18 protein-coding genes and 3 pseudogenes are annotated in these 17648 nt (G+C 67.5%); 11 read left to right on the top strand and 10 right to left on the bottom strand.

Annotation, left to right across the window (positions count from 1 at the left end; translation table 11 throughout):
* Positions 1-457 precede the first annotated feature (457 nt).
* The 3 genes from ACTWQE_RS01245 to ACTWQE_RS01235 are packed head-to-tail and all read left to right on the top strand — an operon-like array spanning position 458 to position 3863.
* Entirely contained in the window at positions 458-754 is a 297-nt protein-coding gene (locus ACTWQE_RS01245) for a glycosyltransferase (RefSeq protein ID WP_443326880.1), read from the top strand.
* Positions 754-1257, top strand: coding sequence for a hypothetical protein (locus tag ACTWQE_RS01240; RefSeq protein WP_443326879.1), 504 nt, complete (start codon positions 754-756; stop codon positions 1255-1257). Before ACTWQE_RS01245 ends, ACTWQE_RS01240 begins: the two co-directional genes overlap by 1 nt.
* Complete coding sequence (locus ACTWQE_RS01235) at positions 1254-3863, top strand: YfhO family protein (RefSeq protein ID WP_443326878.1); 2610 nt, start codon at positions 1254-1256, stop codon at positions 3861-3863. Before ACTWQE_RS01240 ends, ACTWQE_RS01235 begins: the two co-directional genes overlap by 4 nt.
* A 186-nt stretch (positions 3864-4049) precedes the next feature.
* Here the strand turns inward: ACTWQE_RS01235 and ACTWQE_RS01230 are convergent, their stop codons facing one another.
* Complete coding sequence (locus ACTWQE_RS01230; protein WP_443326877.1) at positions 4050-4610, bottom strand: hemerythrin domain-containing protein; 561 nt, start codon at positions 4608-4610, stop codon at positions 4050-4052.
* 155 nt (positions 4611-4765) lie between these two features.
* Positions 4766-4861 (bottom strand): annotated as a pseudogene (locus tag ACTWQE_RS01225) (cold shock domain-containing protein); the annotation flags it as partial.
* Between the two features lie 567 nt (positions 4862-5428).
* Here ACTWQE_RS01225 and ACTWQE_RS01220 point away from each other — a divergent pair.
* Entirely contained in the window at positions 5429-6727 is a 1299-nt protein-coding gene (locus ACTWQE_RS01220) for a hypothetical protein (RefSeq protein ID WP_443326876.1), read from the top strand.
* 25 nt (positions 6728-6752) lie between these two features.
* On the opposite strand, the gene ACTWQE_RS01215 is transcribed toward ACTWQE_RS01220, so the two are convergent.
* Positions 6753-6980 carry a hypothetical protein gene (locus ACTWQE_RS01215; RefSeq protein WP_443326875.1) on the bottom strand — a complete coding sequence of 76 codons (228 nt, stop codon included), beginning with the start codon at positions 6978-6980 and terminating at the stop codon, positions 6753-6755.
* Between the two features lie 174 nt (positions 6981-7154).
* On the opposite strand from ACTWQE_RS01215, the gene ACTWQE_RS01210 reads away from it, so the two are divergent.
* The 3 genes from ACTWQE_RS01210 (at position 7155) to ACTWQE_RS01200 (ending at position 8440) form a co-directional block, all read left to right on the top strand.
* Positions 7155-7427 carry a hypothetical protein gene (locus ACTWQE_RS01210; protein WP_443326874.1) on the top strand — a complete coding sequence of 91 codons (273 nt, stop codon included), beginning with the start codon at positions 7155-7157 and terminating at the stop codon, positions 7425-7427.
* A 378-nt stretch (positions 7428-7805) separates the two neighbouring features.
* Complete coding sequence (locus ACTWQE_RS01205) at positions 7806-8063, top strand: hypothetical protein (protein ID WP_443326873.1); 258 nt, start codon at positions 7806-7808, stop codon at positions 8061-8063.
* An 8-nt stretch (positions 8064-8071) separates the two neighbouring features.
* Positions 8072-8440 carry a hypothetical protein gene (locus tag ACTWQE_RS01200; protein ID WP_443326992.1) on the top strand — a complete coding sequence of 123 codons (369 nt, stop codon included), beginning with the start codon at positions 8072-8074 and terminating at the stop codon, positions 8438-8440.
* A gap of 229 nt (positions 8441-8669) precedes the next feature.
* Here ACTWQE_RS01200 and ACTWQE_RS01195 read toward each other — a convergent pair whose 3' ends face one another.
* Entirely contained in the window at positions 8670-9362 is a 693-nt protein-coding gene (locus ACTWQE_RS01195; RefSeq protein WP_443326872.1) for a methyltransferase domain-containing protein, read from the bottom strand.
* Positions 9363-10046: 684 nt separating this feature from the next.
* Between ACTWQE_RS01195 and ACTWQE_RS01190 the strand changes: the two genes are divergently transcribed.
* Positions 10047-10580: a DUF4760 domain-containing protein gene (locus ACTWQE_RS01190; RefSeq protein ID WP_443326871.1), complete on the top strand. Its 534-nt coding sequence runs from the start codon at positions 10047-10049 to the stop codon at positions 10578-10580.
* A 29-nt stretch (positions 10581-10609) separates the two neighbouring features.
* Here ACTWQE_RS01190 and ACTWQE_RS01185 read toward each other — a convergent pair.
* Positions 10610-10854 (bottom strand): annotated as a pseudogene (locus ACTWQE_RS01185) (transposase); the annotation flags it as partial.
* 408 nt (positions 10855-11262) lie between these two features.
* Here ACTWQE_RS01185 and ACTWQE_RS01180 point away from each other — a divergent pair.
* The gene (locus tag ACTWQE_RS01180) at positions 11263-11586 is read left to right on the top strand and encodes a VOC family protein (protein WP_443326870.1); all 324 of its coding nucleotides are present in this window, start codon (positions 11263-11265) and stop codon (positions 11584-11586) included.
* Between the two features lie 156 nt (positions 11587-11742).
* Here the strand turns inward: ACTWQE_RS01180 and ACTWQE_RS01175 are convergent.
* Positions 11743-12076, bottom strand: a pseudogene (locus ACTWQE_RS01175) (transposase family protein); the annotation flags it as partial.
* 298 nt (positions 12077-12374) lie between these two features.
* Here ACTWQE_RS01175 and ACTWQE_RS01170 point away from each other — a divergent pair.
* Positions 12375-12977, top strand: a complete 603-nt coding sequence (locus tag ACTWQE_RS01170; protein ID WP_443326869.1) for a hypothetical protein — start codon at positions 12375-12377, stop codon at positions 12975-12977.
* Between the two features lie 387 nt (positions 12978-13364).
* On the opposite strand, the gene ACTWQE_RS01165 is transcribed toward ACTWQE_RS01170, so the two are convergent.
* The 4 genes from ACTWQE_RS01165 to ACTWQE_RS01150 form a co-directional block, all read right to left on the bottom strand.
* The gene (locus ACTWQE_RS01165) at positions 13365-13712 is read right to left on the bottom strand and encodes a hypothetical protein (RefSeq protein ID WP_443326868.1); all 348 of its coding nucleotides are present in this window, start codon (positions 13710-13712) and stop codon (positions 13365-13367) included.
* A gap of 13 nt (positions 13713-13725) precedes the next feature.
* The gene (locus ACTWQE_RS01160) at positions 13726-14427 is read right to left on the bottom strand and encodes a helix-turn-helix transcriptional regulator (protein WP_443326867.1); all 702 of its coding nucleotides are present in this window, start codon (positions 14425-14427) and stop codon (positions 13726-13728) included.
* 649 nt (positions 14428-15076) lie between these two features.
* Positions 15077-15565: a nuclear transport factor 2 family protein gene (locus ACTWQE_RS01155; protein WP_443326866.1), complete on the bottom strand. Its 489-nt coding sequence runs from the start codon at positions 15563-15565 to the stop codon at positions 15077-15079.
* A gap of 26 nt (positions 15566-15591) precedes the next feature.
* A complete protein-coding gene (locus tag ACTWQE_RS01150; protein WP_443326865.1) occupies positions 15592-16326 on the bottom strand; it encodes an SDR family oxidoreductase in 735 nt (244 codons plus the stop codon).
* A 401-nt stretch (positions 16327-16727) separates the two neighbouring features.
* On the opposite strand from ACTWQE_RS01150, the gene ACTWQE_RS01145 reads away from it, so the two are divergent.
* On the top strand, positions 16728-17570 hold the full coding sequence (locus ACTWQE_RS01145) for a helix-turn-helix transcriptional regulator (RefSeq protein ID WP_443326864.1): 843 nt from the start codon (positions 16728-16730) through the stop codon (positions 17568-17570).
* Positions 17571-17648: the final 78 nt, after the last annotated feature.

Below are 17648 nucleotides of genomic sequence, written 5' to 3'. Positions count from 1 at the left end.
ACCGGCCGTCCTGCCGCATCGTCCAGCGCCGGCGGGCGTGAGCAGGGCGGATTGGTCCGCCACGTTGTCGAAGACATCGATGATCACCCGTCTTCACCGTGAGCGCGGTGATCGCGGAGAACAGCTCTGGGTCGCGCCGCCATCAGGTTGTCGCGCTGTTGCCGCTGACAATCGGCCTGCGCGGCAGCGAGGTAGTCAGCTCGGCCCTCATGGGCAGCTTCCGAGTCACGGCGGATGGGGCTCGCATGTCATAGGCCTGAACGATGGATGCGCGTCAGAAGTGGGAGCCGCGGTCTGCGTGTGTTTCGGCGGGGGCCCGTGAGCGTCAAGAACGCTTGTAGGGATACATCGGGTGAGGGACTGCTGCCACCGCTGTGAGTCGGGCAGTGCGGAAATCAGGTGAATGAGGGCCTGGTAAAAAGAAATCAAACCATGGCATACCGGTACAGTGCTTTGTGTGAGAGCTGCCGCGTACGAGGATTCTGGAGCGTTGTCTGTAGTGGTGCCCTGTTTCAACGAAGAACAGGTGCTCAAAGGGCTCAACGACGGATTCCACGGGCGGCTGTCGGAACGAGGGGGGACGTACGAGATGGTGTGTGTTTTCGACGGCTCCACGGACGGCACCCAGCCCCTACCGCGTAAGTTCGCCTCCATCGAGGACCACGTCCGCTGTCTCTCTTTGTCGCGGAATCTCGGCAAGGAGGCCGGGCTGCTCGCGGGTGTGCGGGAGTCCACCGGGACCACGTCGCCGTGATGGACGCCGATCTCCAGCATCCGCCCGTCTTCATCGGCCGGGTGTTCGAACTCCAGCGCGAGGGCTTCGGTCAGATCGTCGCAGGCCACTCCGGGGACCATGACGGCACGCTGCGGACTCTGTTGAGCCGCGGCTGCTACCAGGACGTCAATCACTGGGCCGAGGCCGGGCTGGTCTGCGGCACCGGGGATATGCGCATGCTGCCGCGCTGTGCCGCCGACGCGCTCCTGGGCCTGGACGAGCGCAACCACTCCGAGGGGCTGTTCGTGGATCGGCTTCAGCACCGTCTTGTTCGACTGCGCGGACACACAGCGCGCCGGTGGCGGCAGCAAGTCCCGGCTGGTCCCGCCGTCGAACGCGACGAACCTCTCCCTGACGAGGGCGGGGGTCTACGTCTGCGTCTCCGTCCTCGCCATGAATGCGCGTATCGCACCGCTGATCGCCGCCGTCGGCGCGATCCCCGTAACCTCCTGATCGCCCGCCGCCTCCCGGTGCCGGCATGAAGGCCACCGAGAAGACTCCGGGTGTCGGCAATGGCCTGAGCGCGGGATTGGGCGCGGCGGTTGCTATGGCTGCCTTCCTGGCCTCGGGCGCGGTGCGCGGCACGTACCCCTTCGGGGATCGCTCGCGCGCCGTCAACGACCTCGGTAATCAGTTCGTGCCCTTCCACGCCCATCTGTGGGACCTGTTGCACGGCGCCTCGTCCGGTGATCTGTTCTTCAATTGGAACAGCGCCTTCGGAGTGCCGTATTGGGCGGAGTTCGTCAGTTTCCTCGGCAACCCGTTCTCGCTGGTGGTTGCGGTCTTCCCACGACGCCTGGTCGACCTGGGCGTCTATACGGGGGAGTGCCTGAGCATCGGTCTCGGTGCGTCGGTCATGGCGCTGTGGCTGCGACGGCTGCGGACCGGCACGTGGTGGCAGGCGAGCCTGCTGGGCGCCGCGTACGGGCTGTCGGGCTGGACGCTCCACGACGGCATGTTCGACCCGATGTGGTTGTGGGGCCTGACGGCGTTCCCGCTGATGCTGCTGGCCTTGGATCGTTGCACCCGTGAGTCCGGCTGGCTGTGGGCCGCCCCGATGACGGGCCTGGCATGGGCCGGAAACTTCTACACTGCGCTGATGGCCGCGGTCGGGACAGCCGTCGTCGGTGTCGTGCTGCTGGCCACGGGTACCTGGAGCCGGGCGGGTCGGCAGCGCTTCGCCGCTCGCGCGGCCCTCGCCTTCACACTCGGTACGGCGCTCGCCGCTCCCGTGATCTGGCCCGCATACCTGGCCGCCGCCAACGCCCAGCCGATCCCCGCCCTCGCTTACCACCCTCCGCCACCACTGGAATACCTGCTCCAGCTGCTGCCCGCGCAGTGGGCCTTCGGCAGCCTGCCCAGGTTCTTCGTGGGCATGCTCGCCCTCCTCCTGGTACTCGCCTTCCCGCTCAGCAGGCACATCGCCCCTCGCATGCGGGCTGTCTGGTGCGGCGCACTGATCGCCGTAGGCGCCTCCTTCTGCTGGCTGCCCACCATCAAGGTTTGGTACGGGCTCACCCAGCCCAACGGCAGTCCGTACCGCGCCACGTTCGTGCTCACCGGCCTGCTGGTATCTGTCGCCTGGCTCTGCCTCACGCACCGGCCACGCCCAGGGCCACTACTCGCCGCGGGTGCGTTCACCTGCACCATCGCCACCGCAGCGGTACTGAACGAGAATGGCGTAAGTCACCTCACCTGGCTGGTGGTACTCGGCTCGGGCGGCACGACCCTTGCACTGTTGCTGCTGCTCGGCCACCAACGCGGCGGCCCCCTGGCCCAGCCGCTCGCCGCCGCCGCGCTCACCGCGGTGGTACTCGCCGAGTCCGCGGCCAGCGCCGTCGCCGTCGACCAACATCGCAACAAAGTGGCCTTCTACGCCCCCAAGCCCACGTGGGGCGCTCGGCACGACGCCGTGCGGGAGGCCGCCACCCGGGTCAGCGGCTGGCCGGCGTACCGCACCGATACCGGGCCTACCGAGATCGTCAACAACGACCCGCAGCTCCTCGGCACCGAGGGCCCGGCCTACTACAGCAGTTATGTACCGCGGCAGACCGCCCGCCTCCTGCGGCGTCTGGGCTACTCCTGGACCATGCACGGCCGCCATCTGATCCCGCAGGACAACCCGGTCGCCGACGCGATCTTCTCCATCGGCGCCCGGGTCCGGCACAGCAAAGGCCCGGGTCGGGTGCGCGTTGGACGTTTCCCCTCGCCACCGCTGGTTACCGTCCAGCCGCGCGAGGCACCCCGACCACCGGCCGATTCCTCGGCGTTCGCCCACCAACAGGCCGTGCTGGGGCACGAGGTTTATGAGGTGCCCCGGATCTCCTTCGCGGGACAGGACGGCTCGGTAGCAGGCGCCCCGCCCGTCCTGCGCGCGGGAGGGCCGTTCCGGCTGACCGCCGCGGCCGCCCCGTACCGCATCACCGCTCGGTGCCGCCCCGGCAGCCGTCTCTACCTCGATGCTCCCTGGACCGATGCCCTGCTCTCAAGGCCCGGCGGGAAGACCGTACGTCTGTGGGGCGACTACCCCGAAAAGGCGGTTGCCACCAAGCCACTCGGCATCGTCCCCGCGGACGGCCGGGTCACCGTCACCATCGGCCCCGTCTTCCAGGACACCGAACTGCCGCGCACGCCCATCGGCTGCCTGGACACAGACAGGCTGCGGCGGGTGATCGCGGAGCTGCGGGCCACGGGCGCCACGGACATCGAGGCGGGCGGGCACAGCGTGCGCGCCGCCCTCCCGGCAGGATCAGCGGGGACGGCCGTTGCCGCCACCGCCCGTACGCCGGGATGGCAGTGTGCGGTGGACGGCGGCCCGATGCGCACCCCGGAGAGCCGCTCGGGCCTCATTGCGGTTCCGCTGCCGGACGCCTCCGCACACGAACTCCGCTGCTCCTTTCGCCCGCCCGGGATGCGCCACGCGATGGCCGCGAGCGCGGGCGCCGCCACACTGCTGCTGCTCCTGACCGCGACGCGCGTTCGCGGGCGCCGCCCTGCGAATGGCGGGGACCAACCGCGGCGACGGCGCATCACTACCAGTCGCAGCGAGTTGAAAGGGAGAAAAACGCCCGCAGACAAGCCTGCATGACCGGGACCTGCTCGAAGGCGGCCGACCCGGCGACGAAACGGATACCCCAAACACTTACCTCGCCCTGCGGTGAGTCCGGCACTGGGCTTGATCCGCTTTGACGGACATGCGAGATCAGGGATCCTGCCCCGGGCAGGATGGCCGTCACGGCGAGCATGGCGAAGAAGAAGTCGCGCCCTCGGTCGGTCAGGCTTTGCCGCGGCCGGTGATGGCGTCTCGGATCCGGTCGACCAGCCCGGCCCCTGGGGCCAGCAGCTTGTTCAGTGGCGGCTTGTCGGGGGCGCTTGGGTGCGGGCGTGTGGGTGCTGTCTCCTTCGCCCGGCGCACCAGCTGGCCCAGTTGCATGAGCTGATCGGTGGAGCAGGCCTGCCGCAGGAGGGGGAAGAGTCGCTGCTCTTCGTCGCGCACGTGCTCGCCCACCTCACTCTCGAGCTGCATCACCAGCTGGTCAAAGGAGGCATCGTCCGGCGCCCGGCCCTCAAGGTCTTTCAGGATCTCTTCCACCTTTGCGTGGTCGGCGATCTCTTTGTCGGCCAGGGCATCGCCGTTCTCGAGGTGCTCACGGACCGCCGGGTAGAGGTGTTCCTCCTCGGCGACGGAGTGCCGCACCAGTTCCATGGTTACCCGGTCCATCAGCTGCCTGCGGGCAGGGTCACCGGTTGGTGCCGCCCTGCACTGTGCGAACAGGTCCTCCACCTCTCGGTGATCGGTGGTGAGCTCTGCGATGACATCCCCGCCGTGGTCCATGCCTTCTCCCTCAGCCAGTTCCGCTGCCGCCCGGGATGGGACGCGCGGCTTCGCCGAGGTTCCCTCGGAACACCGCCCGTCTAACCCGCCGACAGACGTGGCCACCCGAACGGCCTCCACCAGAAGGTTTCACCGCCCTCGATCTGCAGCCTCGGCTACGTGACGGGGTAAAGGTTCTCCGCTTGGGGCCCCTTGGGGCCCTGGGTGATGTCGAACTCCACTCTCTGTCCCTCCTGCAGCTCGCGGTAGCCCTGAGCCCCCGTGGGACCGTCCTCAAGCGCGACGGCTCGAACGTCGTCACCGACTCTTCCTGTGCCGTAACCAGCGGCAGCTGGTGCTCCCCGTAAGACGGCGCGACCTGGTACGCCGCCTCCGTTGTCGGTGTCCGCTCGATGGCTGAGACGCGGTTCTCGGGCCGGTGGCCGGGGCGATGGCCTGTGACTCTCTTCAGGAGCGGGTGCCGTGCTGGGCAGAGCCTCAGGCATCCTGCCAAAAGGGGCGTGCGGCATACTGCCTCGATGGTTGGCATACGGGAGCGTCAGCGCCCAGTCGTCGTCCGGTGGGTGGGGGCCGCCGTCCTGGCCTTGGCGGCGCTCACGGGTGTGGGGCATGCCACGGCCGCGGAGAGCGGCCCTCGCGACATCACACAGAATCATTTCTACGTGCCTCTGCATCCGCAGGAGCCGTATACCTCCGATCCGCTTGGCCTGGAGTACGCATACGACGGGCCGTCACGGGATGCCGAGCTCACCGTGGACGCGTCGGGGATCGACGGCGTCGCGGTCATCAAAGCGGGGGCCGACGGCTGCAAGCCGAGGATGCCGTCCTTCGCCTGCTCAATGCCGTTGCACCCCGACTCCGAAGCCACGAACGAGCAGGAGTTGCAGTTCCGCCCCGCAGCCGGGGCCCGGGCCGGGGACTCCGGCATCCTGCGCTACACCCTCAAGCCGGAGGGCCTGCCCGCCGTCCGGGGAAGCCTGACGGTGATCGCAGGCCGGCCCGAACTGCGGGTCAACAAAAGCCCCGATCTCAAGAAGATGGCTGTCGGCGAAACTTTCAGCGTGCCCATCGTCATTCGCAACATTGGCGATGTTCCCGCCCGTGGCGTCGGACTGGTCATCGACGACGAAGCCAACGGCGAAAACGAGGGAGAGGGAGACGCACATCTGTCCGCGGCCGCCCGGCACAGCAACTGCCGCTACTCCAAGGACGCCAGCACCACCCGATGCCTACTGCCCGATGCCGTCATAGCTCCCGGTGAGACGATGCGGGTGACCCCCGCACTGCGGGTGAAGCCGAACCGTGACGCGCTGACCGAACGCGTGGCCTACGGGGCGTGGGCCTACGGCACCAGGGAGATCGCGTGCTGCGTGGGCTCGGCCGAGACGTGGCTCACCACGCCGGGGCGTGGGGCGTCCCTGTCCCTCACCCGGGACCCGGCCGGCGGCAAGGGGGCGACGTTCACCACGGACCCGGGGCGGACAGAGGTGGACGTGCCGGTACGCAACACCGCCGATATCGAGGCGTTCGGCGCAACGCTGCGCGGCGAGGTCGGCAGCAGTCGCCGCCTCCGCATCGGCTACCGCAACAACGGCCCGGCCGAGACGGGCGAGATCCGGACCGTCTTCATCGTCCCGCCCGGCACCGAGGTGGCCCAGGCACCTTACGACCCCGAAGCCGAGGAGGAGATGTCCGACCAGGTCTGCCGGACGAAGGACCATGGCCGCAGCTATACCTGCAGCCAGTTCAGCGAGGTCGGCGAAGAGGTCTCCTACGAATTCACGTTGCGCATGACAAGCGACGACACACGTTCCGGCTGCGTGGCCGTCTCTGCCTCGACCGGCTCTTCACCGCGCGACACGCGTGTCAAGGACACCGAGCGGAGCAACGACACGGCCCCCGTCCAGGTAGCGGAGAACGGCAGCTTCTCCTGCGCTCTGCCCAAGGATGATGCCGGCGGCTGGGTCATTGCCACTGGAATCGTGGCCGCCGCCAGCTCAGCGCTTCTTGTCGTCAGACATCGGCGCAGGAAAGCGTCCCTCTCTGGTCGAGCGCCAACGCCCCCGATGGTTGCCCTGAGCGTGAGCGGTGACCAACGCCAGGGCACGCAGCCTTGAGCACGATCGCCTCTACACCGACACATCATCCCGATCGCGTTCCGTCGCGGACCGCCCGGCCGACGCCCGGAAAATCGACGACAGCCAGAACGGGGTTAGCGCAGGCCATCGAGGTCTCCTGCGTTTCGATGGCGTGCTGAAGCGCGACGACCGCGTCGGCCGGCCAGCACGGCAGCACTTCCGCTCCGGCGAGGTTCCGGCGCACCCCGCAGCCGGCGAACGTCTGGTGGAAGATGCGCAGCAGCACGTCCAAGCGGGGGGATGTGTTCCAGTGGTGGCTGCTGGTAGCGGAGGGCTGAGGCGGGGTAGTCCTTCGACGGCGGGTGCGCCCCTCTGCGTGGGCTGATCAGGTCATGAACAGGACAGCAGGGGGCGCAGGGTGCGGATGCGGGTGCGTAGGGAATGACCGGGGTCGCAGGGGCCCGGGGTGCTTGCGTTAGGGCACGAGCCCGCCACTGTCGCCTACGCCGATGACACCGGCGACACCCTCCTGTGGAAGGTCGGCGACGGCAAGGGCGACGACAACGGAGGCGACCTGCTGCCTGCGGGCCGGACCGGCGACTCGACCTGGAAAGACATCGACAGCCGCCGGCTGCTGGAGCAGCTGGCGCCCGGCATCCCGCCAGGGCACCGCCCGGTGTGCGCCCAGGCCATGCCCGGTCAGCCTTCCGGCCGGTCACGGGTGTACTGCTCGCAGTGATGCAGCAGACGCGCCCCGTACTGCGTAAGCACGGATGGCTACCTGGCCGGACCAGCCCAGCCATGGCCCTGGTCACGGCCGCGTAGCCCCGTCGGCTGTTGCTGCGCCGGGTGGAGCGGGCTGAGGCGGCCAGGGTGAGGGGAACGTGTAGACGGCGCGGGAGTCTGCACAGCCGTCGGCCCTCCCGTGGGGAGGCCGGGAGGGACGGCGCGGCCCCGCCCAGGGGTGGGGGCCTCTGCCCGGGGGCTGGAGGATCACCGCTGCCTCAGCATTGCACTGGAGTCGGCCACACAACAGGGTCGTGACGGAAACAGGTAAGGCGATGACGAGGGTACGGGTACGTACCCGTATCCTTGGGGGGTGGGAAGGAGCACGACGATGTCCGACGCCAACGTCCGTATCCCTGAGGAAGCCAAGGAGCGGCTGGCCGCCATAGCTGCTGCTGAGGGTTTGTCGCTGCGCGCGTATCTCGCTCGTCTTGCTGAGACGCTGCTGACTCCGGCTGAGCGGGCCGAGCGGGCCGAGCGAGCCCTGGCCGCGTTGAAGGAATGGAACGGCTACGCGCCGACCGCTGCCGAGGAGCAGGATCTGGACGGTGAGCTGGACCGGCGCCTGGCTCGGGTGACCGGCCGGTGAGCGACGCCATGCACATCGTCCTGGACGACACCGCGATGGCTGCGGCCGGCCAGGGCAACGTCCTCGCTTCCCGCCTGATCCACCGCGCCCATGCCGAGTCGGGTTGGTTCCTGTATGCCCCGGCGTGCGCGTTAGTCGAAGCAGATCGCGCTCGGCCTGGCACGGCCGAGCACCTGGTCTCCCTGCCCGGTATCACCGTCCTGGATCTGGACCTGGCTGCCGCCCTGGCTGTGGCGCGGCAGGAGACCTGGGCCGCGGCGCACAGCCAGTACGTGGCGCAGCCCACCCCGGACCGTCCCGACGGAGCGATCATCGCCACCACCGCACCGGGCCGGTGGGCAGGCGAGCCGGTCCGCGTACTGGATCTCACCCCCTGACCAGCAGGAGAGTGCTCGCGGCCTCGCCGGATCCGGCGAGGCGCGGAGCGGCAGGGGGCGTCCCGCAGAATCACGAGAACTAGGGCCGGTATGTCCGCGGTCCGGTGATCTGATCAGGCTTATGTCTGCCGCAGATCATGCCGTCACCCGTCAAGCCCCGGTCATCCCGTCCTCACCATCACGGCCAGGGACCAGTCCTCGGCTCGAACGAATCGACTCGGTCGCGCACCTACGAGATGTCCGCAGGGCGGCCGCACAGTGCGCGTCCCTCGACTGGCTTGAGTAGAGGTGTGCCTTTGACACCTCCAACGCGGTTGGCCCACCAGACAGTCAGTTCCCGTACGAAGAAAATCGGCAGTCGCCGGTAGTGGCGGGGCTTCTGGAACACCCCGACCGAGTCGCCCCAGTAGGCATGTTTGGCATCAATGGCCGCATAGTCATGCCTAATTCCCTTCATGGGCGGGAAATCCGTGTAGGCCTCGCGCAGATCGAGGCCTGAGTACGCGGCCATGGCCCGGAACCCGTCTGGGTAGTAGCGCCAGCAGTCCTGCGCATCGTGCACGTGACCGCGCGACGGCGCCGTGACGAATGCCATTCCCGTGGGCTTGAGAACGCGCGCGATCTCCATCATCGTTGCCCAGAAGAACGGAATGTGTTCGAAGGCTTGGCCCGAGAGCAAAAAATCAACACTGTTGGATTTCACCGGAATACGGTACGGCTTGGTCATAACCGCATCCACATTTGGCCCATCGAGCACATCCACGCCCACATAGTCAATGTCGTGCTGACCCAGCATGTCTTTGTGCGTGACACTCTGCCTGTCGGAGACACGCGATCCCAAATCTACGACCAGGTGTCGCCGGTTCAACGGCATGTACTCCTTCACGCAGAGTTCCATCTGCTCGTATGCAGACCTGTGCATCAGTTTTCCTCTCGATGTGACCCCGCTTGAACAGGCACGTCCCATACCTAACTCAAAGCGCCAAGAAGAGTCACACCGCTGCTCAACGGCTTGCGTTGCACCAGGCTCGGTGCGGTGGCGGCGTACCAGGCAGGTCCCGGGCCGCCCGCACGGACGGACAGCCGGGATACCCGTCCGTTCTCGGCGGCCTGCCGTAGGCCATGGGACCTTGGGCGGGCCTCGTCGAACATCCACGACACCAGCTGGCGCCCGCCAGTCGGCACGTCCCCCAGTCCGCCGGATCGCGTTCCCCCTTGTCGCGGTACGCAGGCAGCTGCACCTCCACGCCCTCGCTGAGGTTCAGGAGGAACTCGCGAATGCCCGTCCGGTGCGGCGGACATCGCGCTCGTCGCACGTCCAGCGCGCCTTGTGCTTGCAGCAGCGCAGCGCAGCGCGACGTCGCCGATGACGACATGGCCGTGGCGGCGCAGGCACACCATGCACCGCGAACGGCAGCTCGGACGACGGCCGCTAGCGCACCATCATCACCGCTGTCTCACCCACCTACGCCGCCCAGATCTTCCCATCTCCAGTGCTGCCAGGCGGTGCGGGTCAAAGGGGACCGTGTCTCTCCTCATTGACGCCACGAGAGCCTTCATCCGAAACAGCCCTGGACCGACGGCTGCTCTCGTAGGATGATCGTCTGTGACGTCGTATGAACGTTGGTCTCTCCTGGTCTCGTCGGGTTCGTTCGTTGTGAGCGTTGTTGCCTTCGGCGCCCTGGCATGGCAGCTACGAATGCTTGCCCAAGCCACCCGGTTTGACCACGACCGACGGCGCACTCAGGCCACCTTGGAGTACCTCAGCGCCACCATGGATAGGCGGGGAGACCTCCGAGAGAGGGGAATACCCGATGACCGTGACACTGCCGGAGTGACGGCACTGATCAACCGGGGCCTAGCGGGAGAGGTGGAGGCCATCAGGCTCATCACCGAGTATCTGGCGATCTTCAACTACCTTGCCGTTGCTGCACAGGCCGACGCCTTCGATCCAGAGATCATCGATCAGGCACGTGGCGGCACTGTAGCCGCAGTGCAGCGAAACTATCGGCCGTGGATCGACGAGCAGCGGGAGCGCTTCGGAGAACCGCTCCTGTACAAGGATTTGGACTGGCTCGCAGCTCAGATGACCGCGCGCTCTGCACCCCCTCCGAACAGCACTCCAGGTGCCCAAGTTTGAATTGATCTCGTAACGCCGTGTTCAGCTTGAGAGAGGGCGAGGTTGTGGATGTGGGCGATGCCGCTCGCGGCCCAGAAGACCCCGTCGCCCTTCAGCCGGCAGTCCCGCAGGATCTTCCAGTTCTTCCTGCGGCGAAGACGTGCTCTACCCGGGCCCCGACCCGGCGGTGGGAGATGTTGTGCTGCTCCTTCCAGTCCGGGAGCCGGTCCTGCCGGGCCTGACCGCGGTGCGGCATGAGTGTCCCTGTGCCCTGGTAGCTGCCGTCGGCGAGAACGATCGCCTTCCTGCAGGCGTTTTCGCCGTGCGTCCCGGCGGCCTTCGGCTTGCCCGCGTGGGTAGCGGAAGATCTTCCCTGCGAAGACGACGAACGCCTCGTCGCCGTGTTGAAGTCGACGTACCTCCCTCTCCTCGGGGCGAGGTTGGCGGCCATCTGCTCGGCCAGCCTCTCGGCGCCGCTGTCTTCGGCGGCGAAGTCCAGAAGCGAGCCTTTTTCCCACCTGGTTGCGTCTGCGGTGGCGTACGTGCGGGTGTGATCGTGCCGGTGCTCAGGCATAGGCGACGCTCCTGATCTACGGATCGCGATCAAGATCAACCTAAGGGCCGGGACTTCGGCTGCTGGTTTACCCGGCGATCGATACCCTGCACGTCCGGCCAAGGCCAGCGGTCACGACGAGAGGACAGCATGGGTATTCGCCTTAACGGCGTCGTTATCGACACCACAGACCTCGACCTCCTCGCCCGGTTCTGGAGCGGGCTGCTCGAACTGGAGATCACCCGCCGTGAGGACGACTGGATCAGCTTTGGCCCAGGCCTCGCCCTCCAACTGGTCCCCGAGCCCAAGACCGTGAAGAACCGGATCCATTTCGATCTAGTCGCCGATGACTTCGCCAAAGCCGTCGCCCGCGCCGCCGAGCTGGGAGCCACAGCGGTCGGGGAGGTGCATGAGGACCTCTGGCAGGTCTGGCAGGACCCGGAGGGCAACGAGTTCTGCATCTGCGTGTCGTGACCAGCAACGCAGGCTTGCCTCTCGCCGTCCCTGACTGCCCCCTTCCGGTCCGCGGGCAAGTCAACTTCAACCAGCCCCAAGTCGTCCTCACTCGGCGTGGTGAACTCCAGCCGGTCGGCCAGGTCGAACATCGTTGAGCCCTTTTCCACCCCCCCAGTTTGAGGTGTTGAGATGGAAGGTGAGGACTGCCTGGACGAGGCCGGTGATGTGGGTGGTGCTGCATCGCAGTTTGCGCAGGAGTCGCCAGGTCCGAGGGTGGTCATGGCCTGTTCACCGAGCGCGCGGATGCGGGCGTGCGAGACGTTGCCAGCCCGTTGACCTGCGGACAGCCGCTCCCAGCGGCCGCGGTAGGGCGCACGCGTACCGTGCCGCCGGCGCCTTGGTAGCCCTTGTCGGCCCAGCAGCGGATGTCCGCTTCGGCCAGGGCATCGATGATGCCGTGGGTGCAGGGGGTGCGAATGTCGTGAACCGAGCCAGGCAGGGCGGGAGTGCGTCGCCCCAGCCCTTGTAGGAGGCCGACGGCGGATCTTCGACGGCTGCACGTTCCACCTGCCGCAGCAGACCGGCCCCACCGGTGTCAGCGTCTGCATGATCGCCGAAGGCCACAACAATGCCCAAGGCGACTTGCAATCGCAGTTCTACAAGTGCGAGCGGTACTGGGCGGTGACCCCCTTCCGCGTCCTCGTGGGCGACTAAGTCGACTAAAGGGACACCGAGCTGACAACCCAGGGGGCGGGTACCCTTCCCGGTGCCCGCCCCGTGCCCATGACTCTCGCCAGGGAGGCGCCTTGTCTCATCCGTGGATTCCGGTCCGGGTCGACGACGGATCCTTCTGCCTCTCGGACCGGGGAGAGACCGCCCCGGAAACCCTCGACTTCTCCAACGGCCTGATCGCGACCATGGACATCGGCGCGATGGTCCCCTGCGGCATACACACCGGGCAGGTGAAAGTACGCGCCACCGCAACCGCTGGCCTGCCCGAGACCGGTGACGTCATCGAATGGGAAGAGATCGTCGAAGCCAGCGTGCACGCCCCCCACGGCGAACTGCGCGTCGACACCCTCTACGACGGCCCGCCCGACCAGCTTCCCCTCCTCAGCCAGGCTGGGCCGGGCTGGTACCGGCTCCGCGCCCATGCGCGGGGCCGCGACATCGCCCACGACGCCGTACAAGAAAACTCCGCCGAGCACTACCATCTGGTGTGCTGGCCCGCCCCCAAGGCCACACCACTGATCATCCGTGCCACCGACCGCACCGGACGAGGACTACGCGCCGGGGCCGTCAAGCAGATCGATACCCCCGCCCTCGATCCCGGCAGGACATATCCAGGACAACCGCAAGAAGACCCAGCCAGAGCAAACCTTTTGAAAGCAGCGCGAAAGAAGCGCTGAACCGCCCCGTACGCCACGTGCCACGGCCGTCCTCGCGTCCTCCTGCGCCTGACCGTCTGTACGCACTCTCACGCCGTAGAGATGCCCCGCAAGCGGAACCGTCAGCTCCCTGCCCTCCGGCTGCCGGTCCCCGCGGCGGGCTGCCACGACAGCCACGCGTTGTCACAGCGGAAGTGCTGAGTGGTCGCGAGTCAATGGGGGCTCGCCGTACTGTCAGGGAATCATATGCACATGCAAAGTGTGGCGTTTGTGCTGGGATGGCGCGGGCGCGATGGGGCCGTTGACCGTGCTGTATCCCTCGGTCTGGCCGTGGCCTGTCAGGGCTGAATCCCCGGCTTGGCTTGATCCGCTTTTTGAGCCGGGCCGCCCCGTGGGGGATGCTCTACCTCACTCAAGCATGGCACACGTGTCAGCGACGCGTTTCTGAACGGCACAGGGAAGCGGTGGCGGATGGGGCGACGCGGCAAACCGGGACGAGGAGGTGTTCGCCGACCCGTACCGCTTCGCCATCACGCGGTCGACAACCGCCATATCGCCTTCGGGCTCGGCCACCACTACTGCCTCGGCGCAACGGTCGCCCGCCTCACGCTGCGGGTCTTCTTCGAAGAAGTCCTGTGCAACATCGAGGAGTTCGAACGCGCAGGAGCGGCCCGGCGGCTGACCTCGAATGTCGTCGCGGGCTGGACTCACCTGCCGGTCCGTACCCGGATCCGCCTCCAAGACGCCACGCAGCACACCATCGGTCCTGTCAGATGTGGCCCTCCCGTAGCGCATAGGCGACGGCATGGGCGCGGTTGCGCAGGTGGAGCCGGGTGGTCATCCCGTGCAGCACGTTCTTGACCGTGCGTTCGGAGTACGAGAGCTTGCCTGCGATCTCCGCGGTGTCCAGCCCTTCGGCGATGAGCCCGATGACGTCCACCTCGCGCGGGGCCAGCCCTGCCAGCGTGCCGCGCCGGTCGTCGGCGCTGCGCTGCAGCTGCCCGACCTGATTGAGCAGCCGGGCGAGCAGATCCGAGGGCAGGTCCCCCTCACCCCGGGAGGCTGCCAGCACGGCCTGGTACAGCCGGTCGGAGGTGGCCTGGCGCCGCCACAGGATCGCCCCGACGCCGCACTCGATGACAGCGAGCAGCTCGGCCTCCCGGAGCTGGCCTGCCACCAGCACAACCCGCGCCCCGTCGATCCGGACGAGGCGGCGCAGCTGCGGGATCGTGGAGTCGTCCATCGTCTCGGCGACAATGACGGCCACCGCGGCAGAGCGCTCCCCTCCGCCCTCTACGAGCCTCACTCCCCGATGCTGTCCGAGCTGGCTGGTCACGCCCGCCAGGGAGATCGGGTCCGGTGCGCGGACCATGACGGGTATCTGCTTCTCGGTGGGCCCGTCGGGTGGATGCATGTGGGTCACCTCGTAGTTCTGGAGCTCCCGACTCCGTTCTGGACTTTCGCCTCGCACCGCCCGCCAGTCCGACGCGCCGCTACGGTCGCGAGGTGCAAGAGCTGCCCGCCGGGCCGGTGGGCTGGGCTGTGAGCGTCTCCAGCACCCTCATGAATCGGCGAATACTCCGAATTGTATATGAATGTTGTAGAAAGCCTGCCTCATCCAATGGGCGTTGACCTTCGGAAACAACCCTTCGCCTGGGACGCCTGCCGCCCACCCGGCCACAATCGTCAGGACTGCTTGGCAGAAACTCCTGGCGGGAGGCCCTGAAGGCATGACATGAGGCGACACCCCCGTGTCACTGGCGGGACAAGGACGCCACAGTTGGGCTGTACGCCATCGTTGCGCTGCGATGGTTGCGGGAGAAGCGGGCGCGACTGACAGGGCCTCAGTGATTTCCGAGACCGGAACTCCGAGCAGGAACTCATTCGGTGCCAGCCGGAGGCAGCCCGGCGCGCGGGGGAGCACCGCTCGGCCGCCAAGGCGCCCGGCACTCCTTCGGCGACAGGCCCTCGTCCCGCTCGCCACTGCCCTCATACATGAGCCTCAGCGCGGGCCCGTTGCTGAAACCCGTGCGTCTGGGCGTTCCCAGCGCTGCCCCGGAAAGCGCGATCCGCTCGACCAGCCGCCGGAGTGGGGCGCAGGCAAGGGCAAGCGGAGCGAGTCAGGGGGACCGGGTCCACTCGAAGGTCTTCAGGGTGTCCTCGCCGTGGGTCCACCAGACACCGAGCCGTTGGCGGATCAGGAGCCAGCCGTTCGGGCCCCGTCTGTACTCCCAGTCGTAGGGGCCGCCCATAGCGTAGGGGGAGGAAGACTTCCCGGATTCGGTGACAGCGACGAACCACATGTAGCCGATGCCGGTCGCCCGGTCGCCATCAACGTCGAAGTGCATGTTGAGGATGTGATGCTGCATGCTCGGGTAGGGCGATTCCGCTTCTTCCACTTTCGCCCGGACCGCCTCCTTTCCGTTGGTCGTGTCCCATGGCCCGAACTCCAGCACCGCGTCCTCGGCCCAGCATTCGATCCAGGTCTGCCAGTCCTTGCGGTCCAGCGCCCTCCAGCCGCGGATCATGAGGGCGCGCAGCGCTTCCTTGTCCTCCAGGGCCCGCAGCCTTCGCACAAGGTTGTCGTAGTCGGCGACGGTGGGTTGCATGTCAGCTCCTTTTCTTCCGGGGTGGGTCACTGGGCGCTTGCGGCGGGACGGACGACGATTTCGTTCACATCGACCTGCGAAGGCTGGGAGATGGCGTAGGCGATGGCCTCCGCGACGGCCGGGGCGGGCAGTGCTATGGCGCGGTAGGTCTTCATCGCCTCCCTGGCCTCAGGGTCGGAGATGCCGGCGGCGAGTTCGGACTCGGTTACGCCCGGGGAGACGAGGGTGACCCGGATGTCCCCGGCGGACTCTTGGCGTAGTCCTTCGGTGATCGCGCGGACTGCGAACTTGGTGGCACAGTAGACGGCGGCGGTGGGCGAGACCTCGTACGCGCCTACGGAGGCGATGTTCACGAAGTGCCCGCCGCCCTGGGCGCGCATCGCGGGCAGGGCGGCGGCGATACCGTGCAGGACTCCCCGCACGTTCACGTCAATCATGCGGTCCCACTCGTCGGTCTTCAGCGCGTCCAGCGGAGACAGGGGCATGACGCCCGCGTTGTTCACGACGGCATCGATCCGGCCGTACTCGCCAAGCGCCGCATCGATGAACGCGCGCGTGTCTGCCGCGTCGGTGACATCCAGCTTCTCGAAAGCGGCGGTGCCGCCTTCCCTGGTGATCTCTTCGACCAGCCGCTCCAGCCGGTCGGTACGGCGCGCGCCGAGAAAGACCCGGTGCCCGTCCGCAGCCAGACGGCGTGCGGTCGCCTCACCGATGCCGCTGCTCGCACCCGTGATGGCCACGGCCTTGGTGCTCTGCGTCATGCTTGTTCCTCCTTGTAGAGACGAGGTGCTGGTGGTGGAGCACACCGTCACGGACGTCACCCGTGGCGGTTGAAACCGGTGTCGTCGAGACAGCCGAGATGACAGCCGGTCAGCGTGTAACGGCCGGTACAGGCGCTACGACGCGGCGGCGGGCCTCGTCGTAGCGGCACGCAGGTCTTGCCGGGAGTCCCGTCCGCAGTCACCCACCTACCGACCCCCGTCCACCCCTCACCGACCTCTCCCGCAGGGCTCGACTGCTCCCTCACCGCGGGCCCTTTCCGTACTTCCGTCCACGCCCGCTCTCCGAAGTCTGGGCGGCGGCGGAAGGACCAGCCAGGGCAGGCTGTGCCCGGGTACGGCGCACCCAGGTACACAGCCGGGAAACGGTCTAGCCTGACGAGGTGACCACCAACGCTCTCGGGGACTTCCTTCGCGCACACCGCGCACGACTGCGGCCCGGCGACGTAGGACTGGCCTCCTATGGCCGACGCCGGGTGGCAGGGCTGCGGCGGGAGGAGGTCGCCGTCCTGGCCGGCATGAACACCGACTACTACGCCCGCTTGGAACAAGGCCGCGAGCGCAGCCCCTCACCACAGATCCTCGACGCGCTCAGCGGCGCCCTGCGCATGGATCACGAGGCACGTGACCATCTGTACCGACTGGCGGACACCGTGGCGGACGGGCAGCGGACACAGCCGAGAGAGACGGTCAGCCCGATGCTGAGTCAACTGCTGGATGAGTACACCAACACCCCGGCATTCGTCCTCAACCCGGCGCTGGACCTGCTGGCAGCCAACAGCCTGGCCGACGCGCTCTTCTCTCCGTTCGGGAAAGCGGACAACCTCGCCGGCATGGTCTTCCTCGACTCCGCAGGCCGCAGCTTCTTCGCACAGTGGCACCGGGCGGCCGAGGCGGTCGTCTCCAGCCTGCGCCAGGCCACGGGCTTGGAACCGCACTACCCACGTCTGCGCGAACTGGTGAGCGACCTCACCGAAACGAGCGAGGAATTCGCCATCCTCTGGTCCGCACAGACCGTCTACGGAAAAACCCACGACGCCAAAGAACTCGTCCACCCCGAGGTCGGAACCCTGTCACTCACCTACCAGTCCTTCGATGTACGCGGAGCACCTGGTCAACAGGTCGTGATCTACCACGCAGAACCAGGAAGCCCCAGCTCCCATGCGCTCTCCCTGCTCGGCAGCCTCAACGCCACACGTCGCCGAGAATCGACCCCCGAGCGGTAGCCCCGTGCTCACCAGCCTGATCGCGCCGGGCGGGAGCAGGCTTCCGCTGCTGCTCAGCCCGGGCTGTGGTCGCGAACG

The organism is Streptomyces sp. 8N706 (assembly GCF_052245415.1).
Taxonomy (GTDB): domain Bacteria; phylum Actinomycetota; class Actinomycetes; order Streptomycetales; family Streptomycetaceae; genus Streptomyces.
Note: the sequence above shows the minus strand (reverse complement) of the source record. Positions and strands in the feature narration are given on the sequence as shown.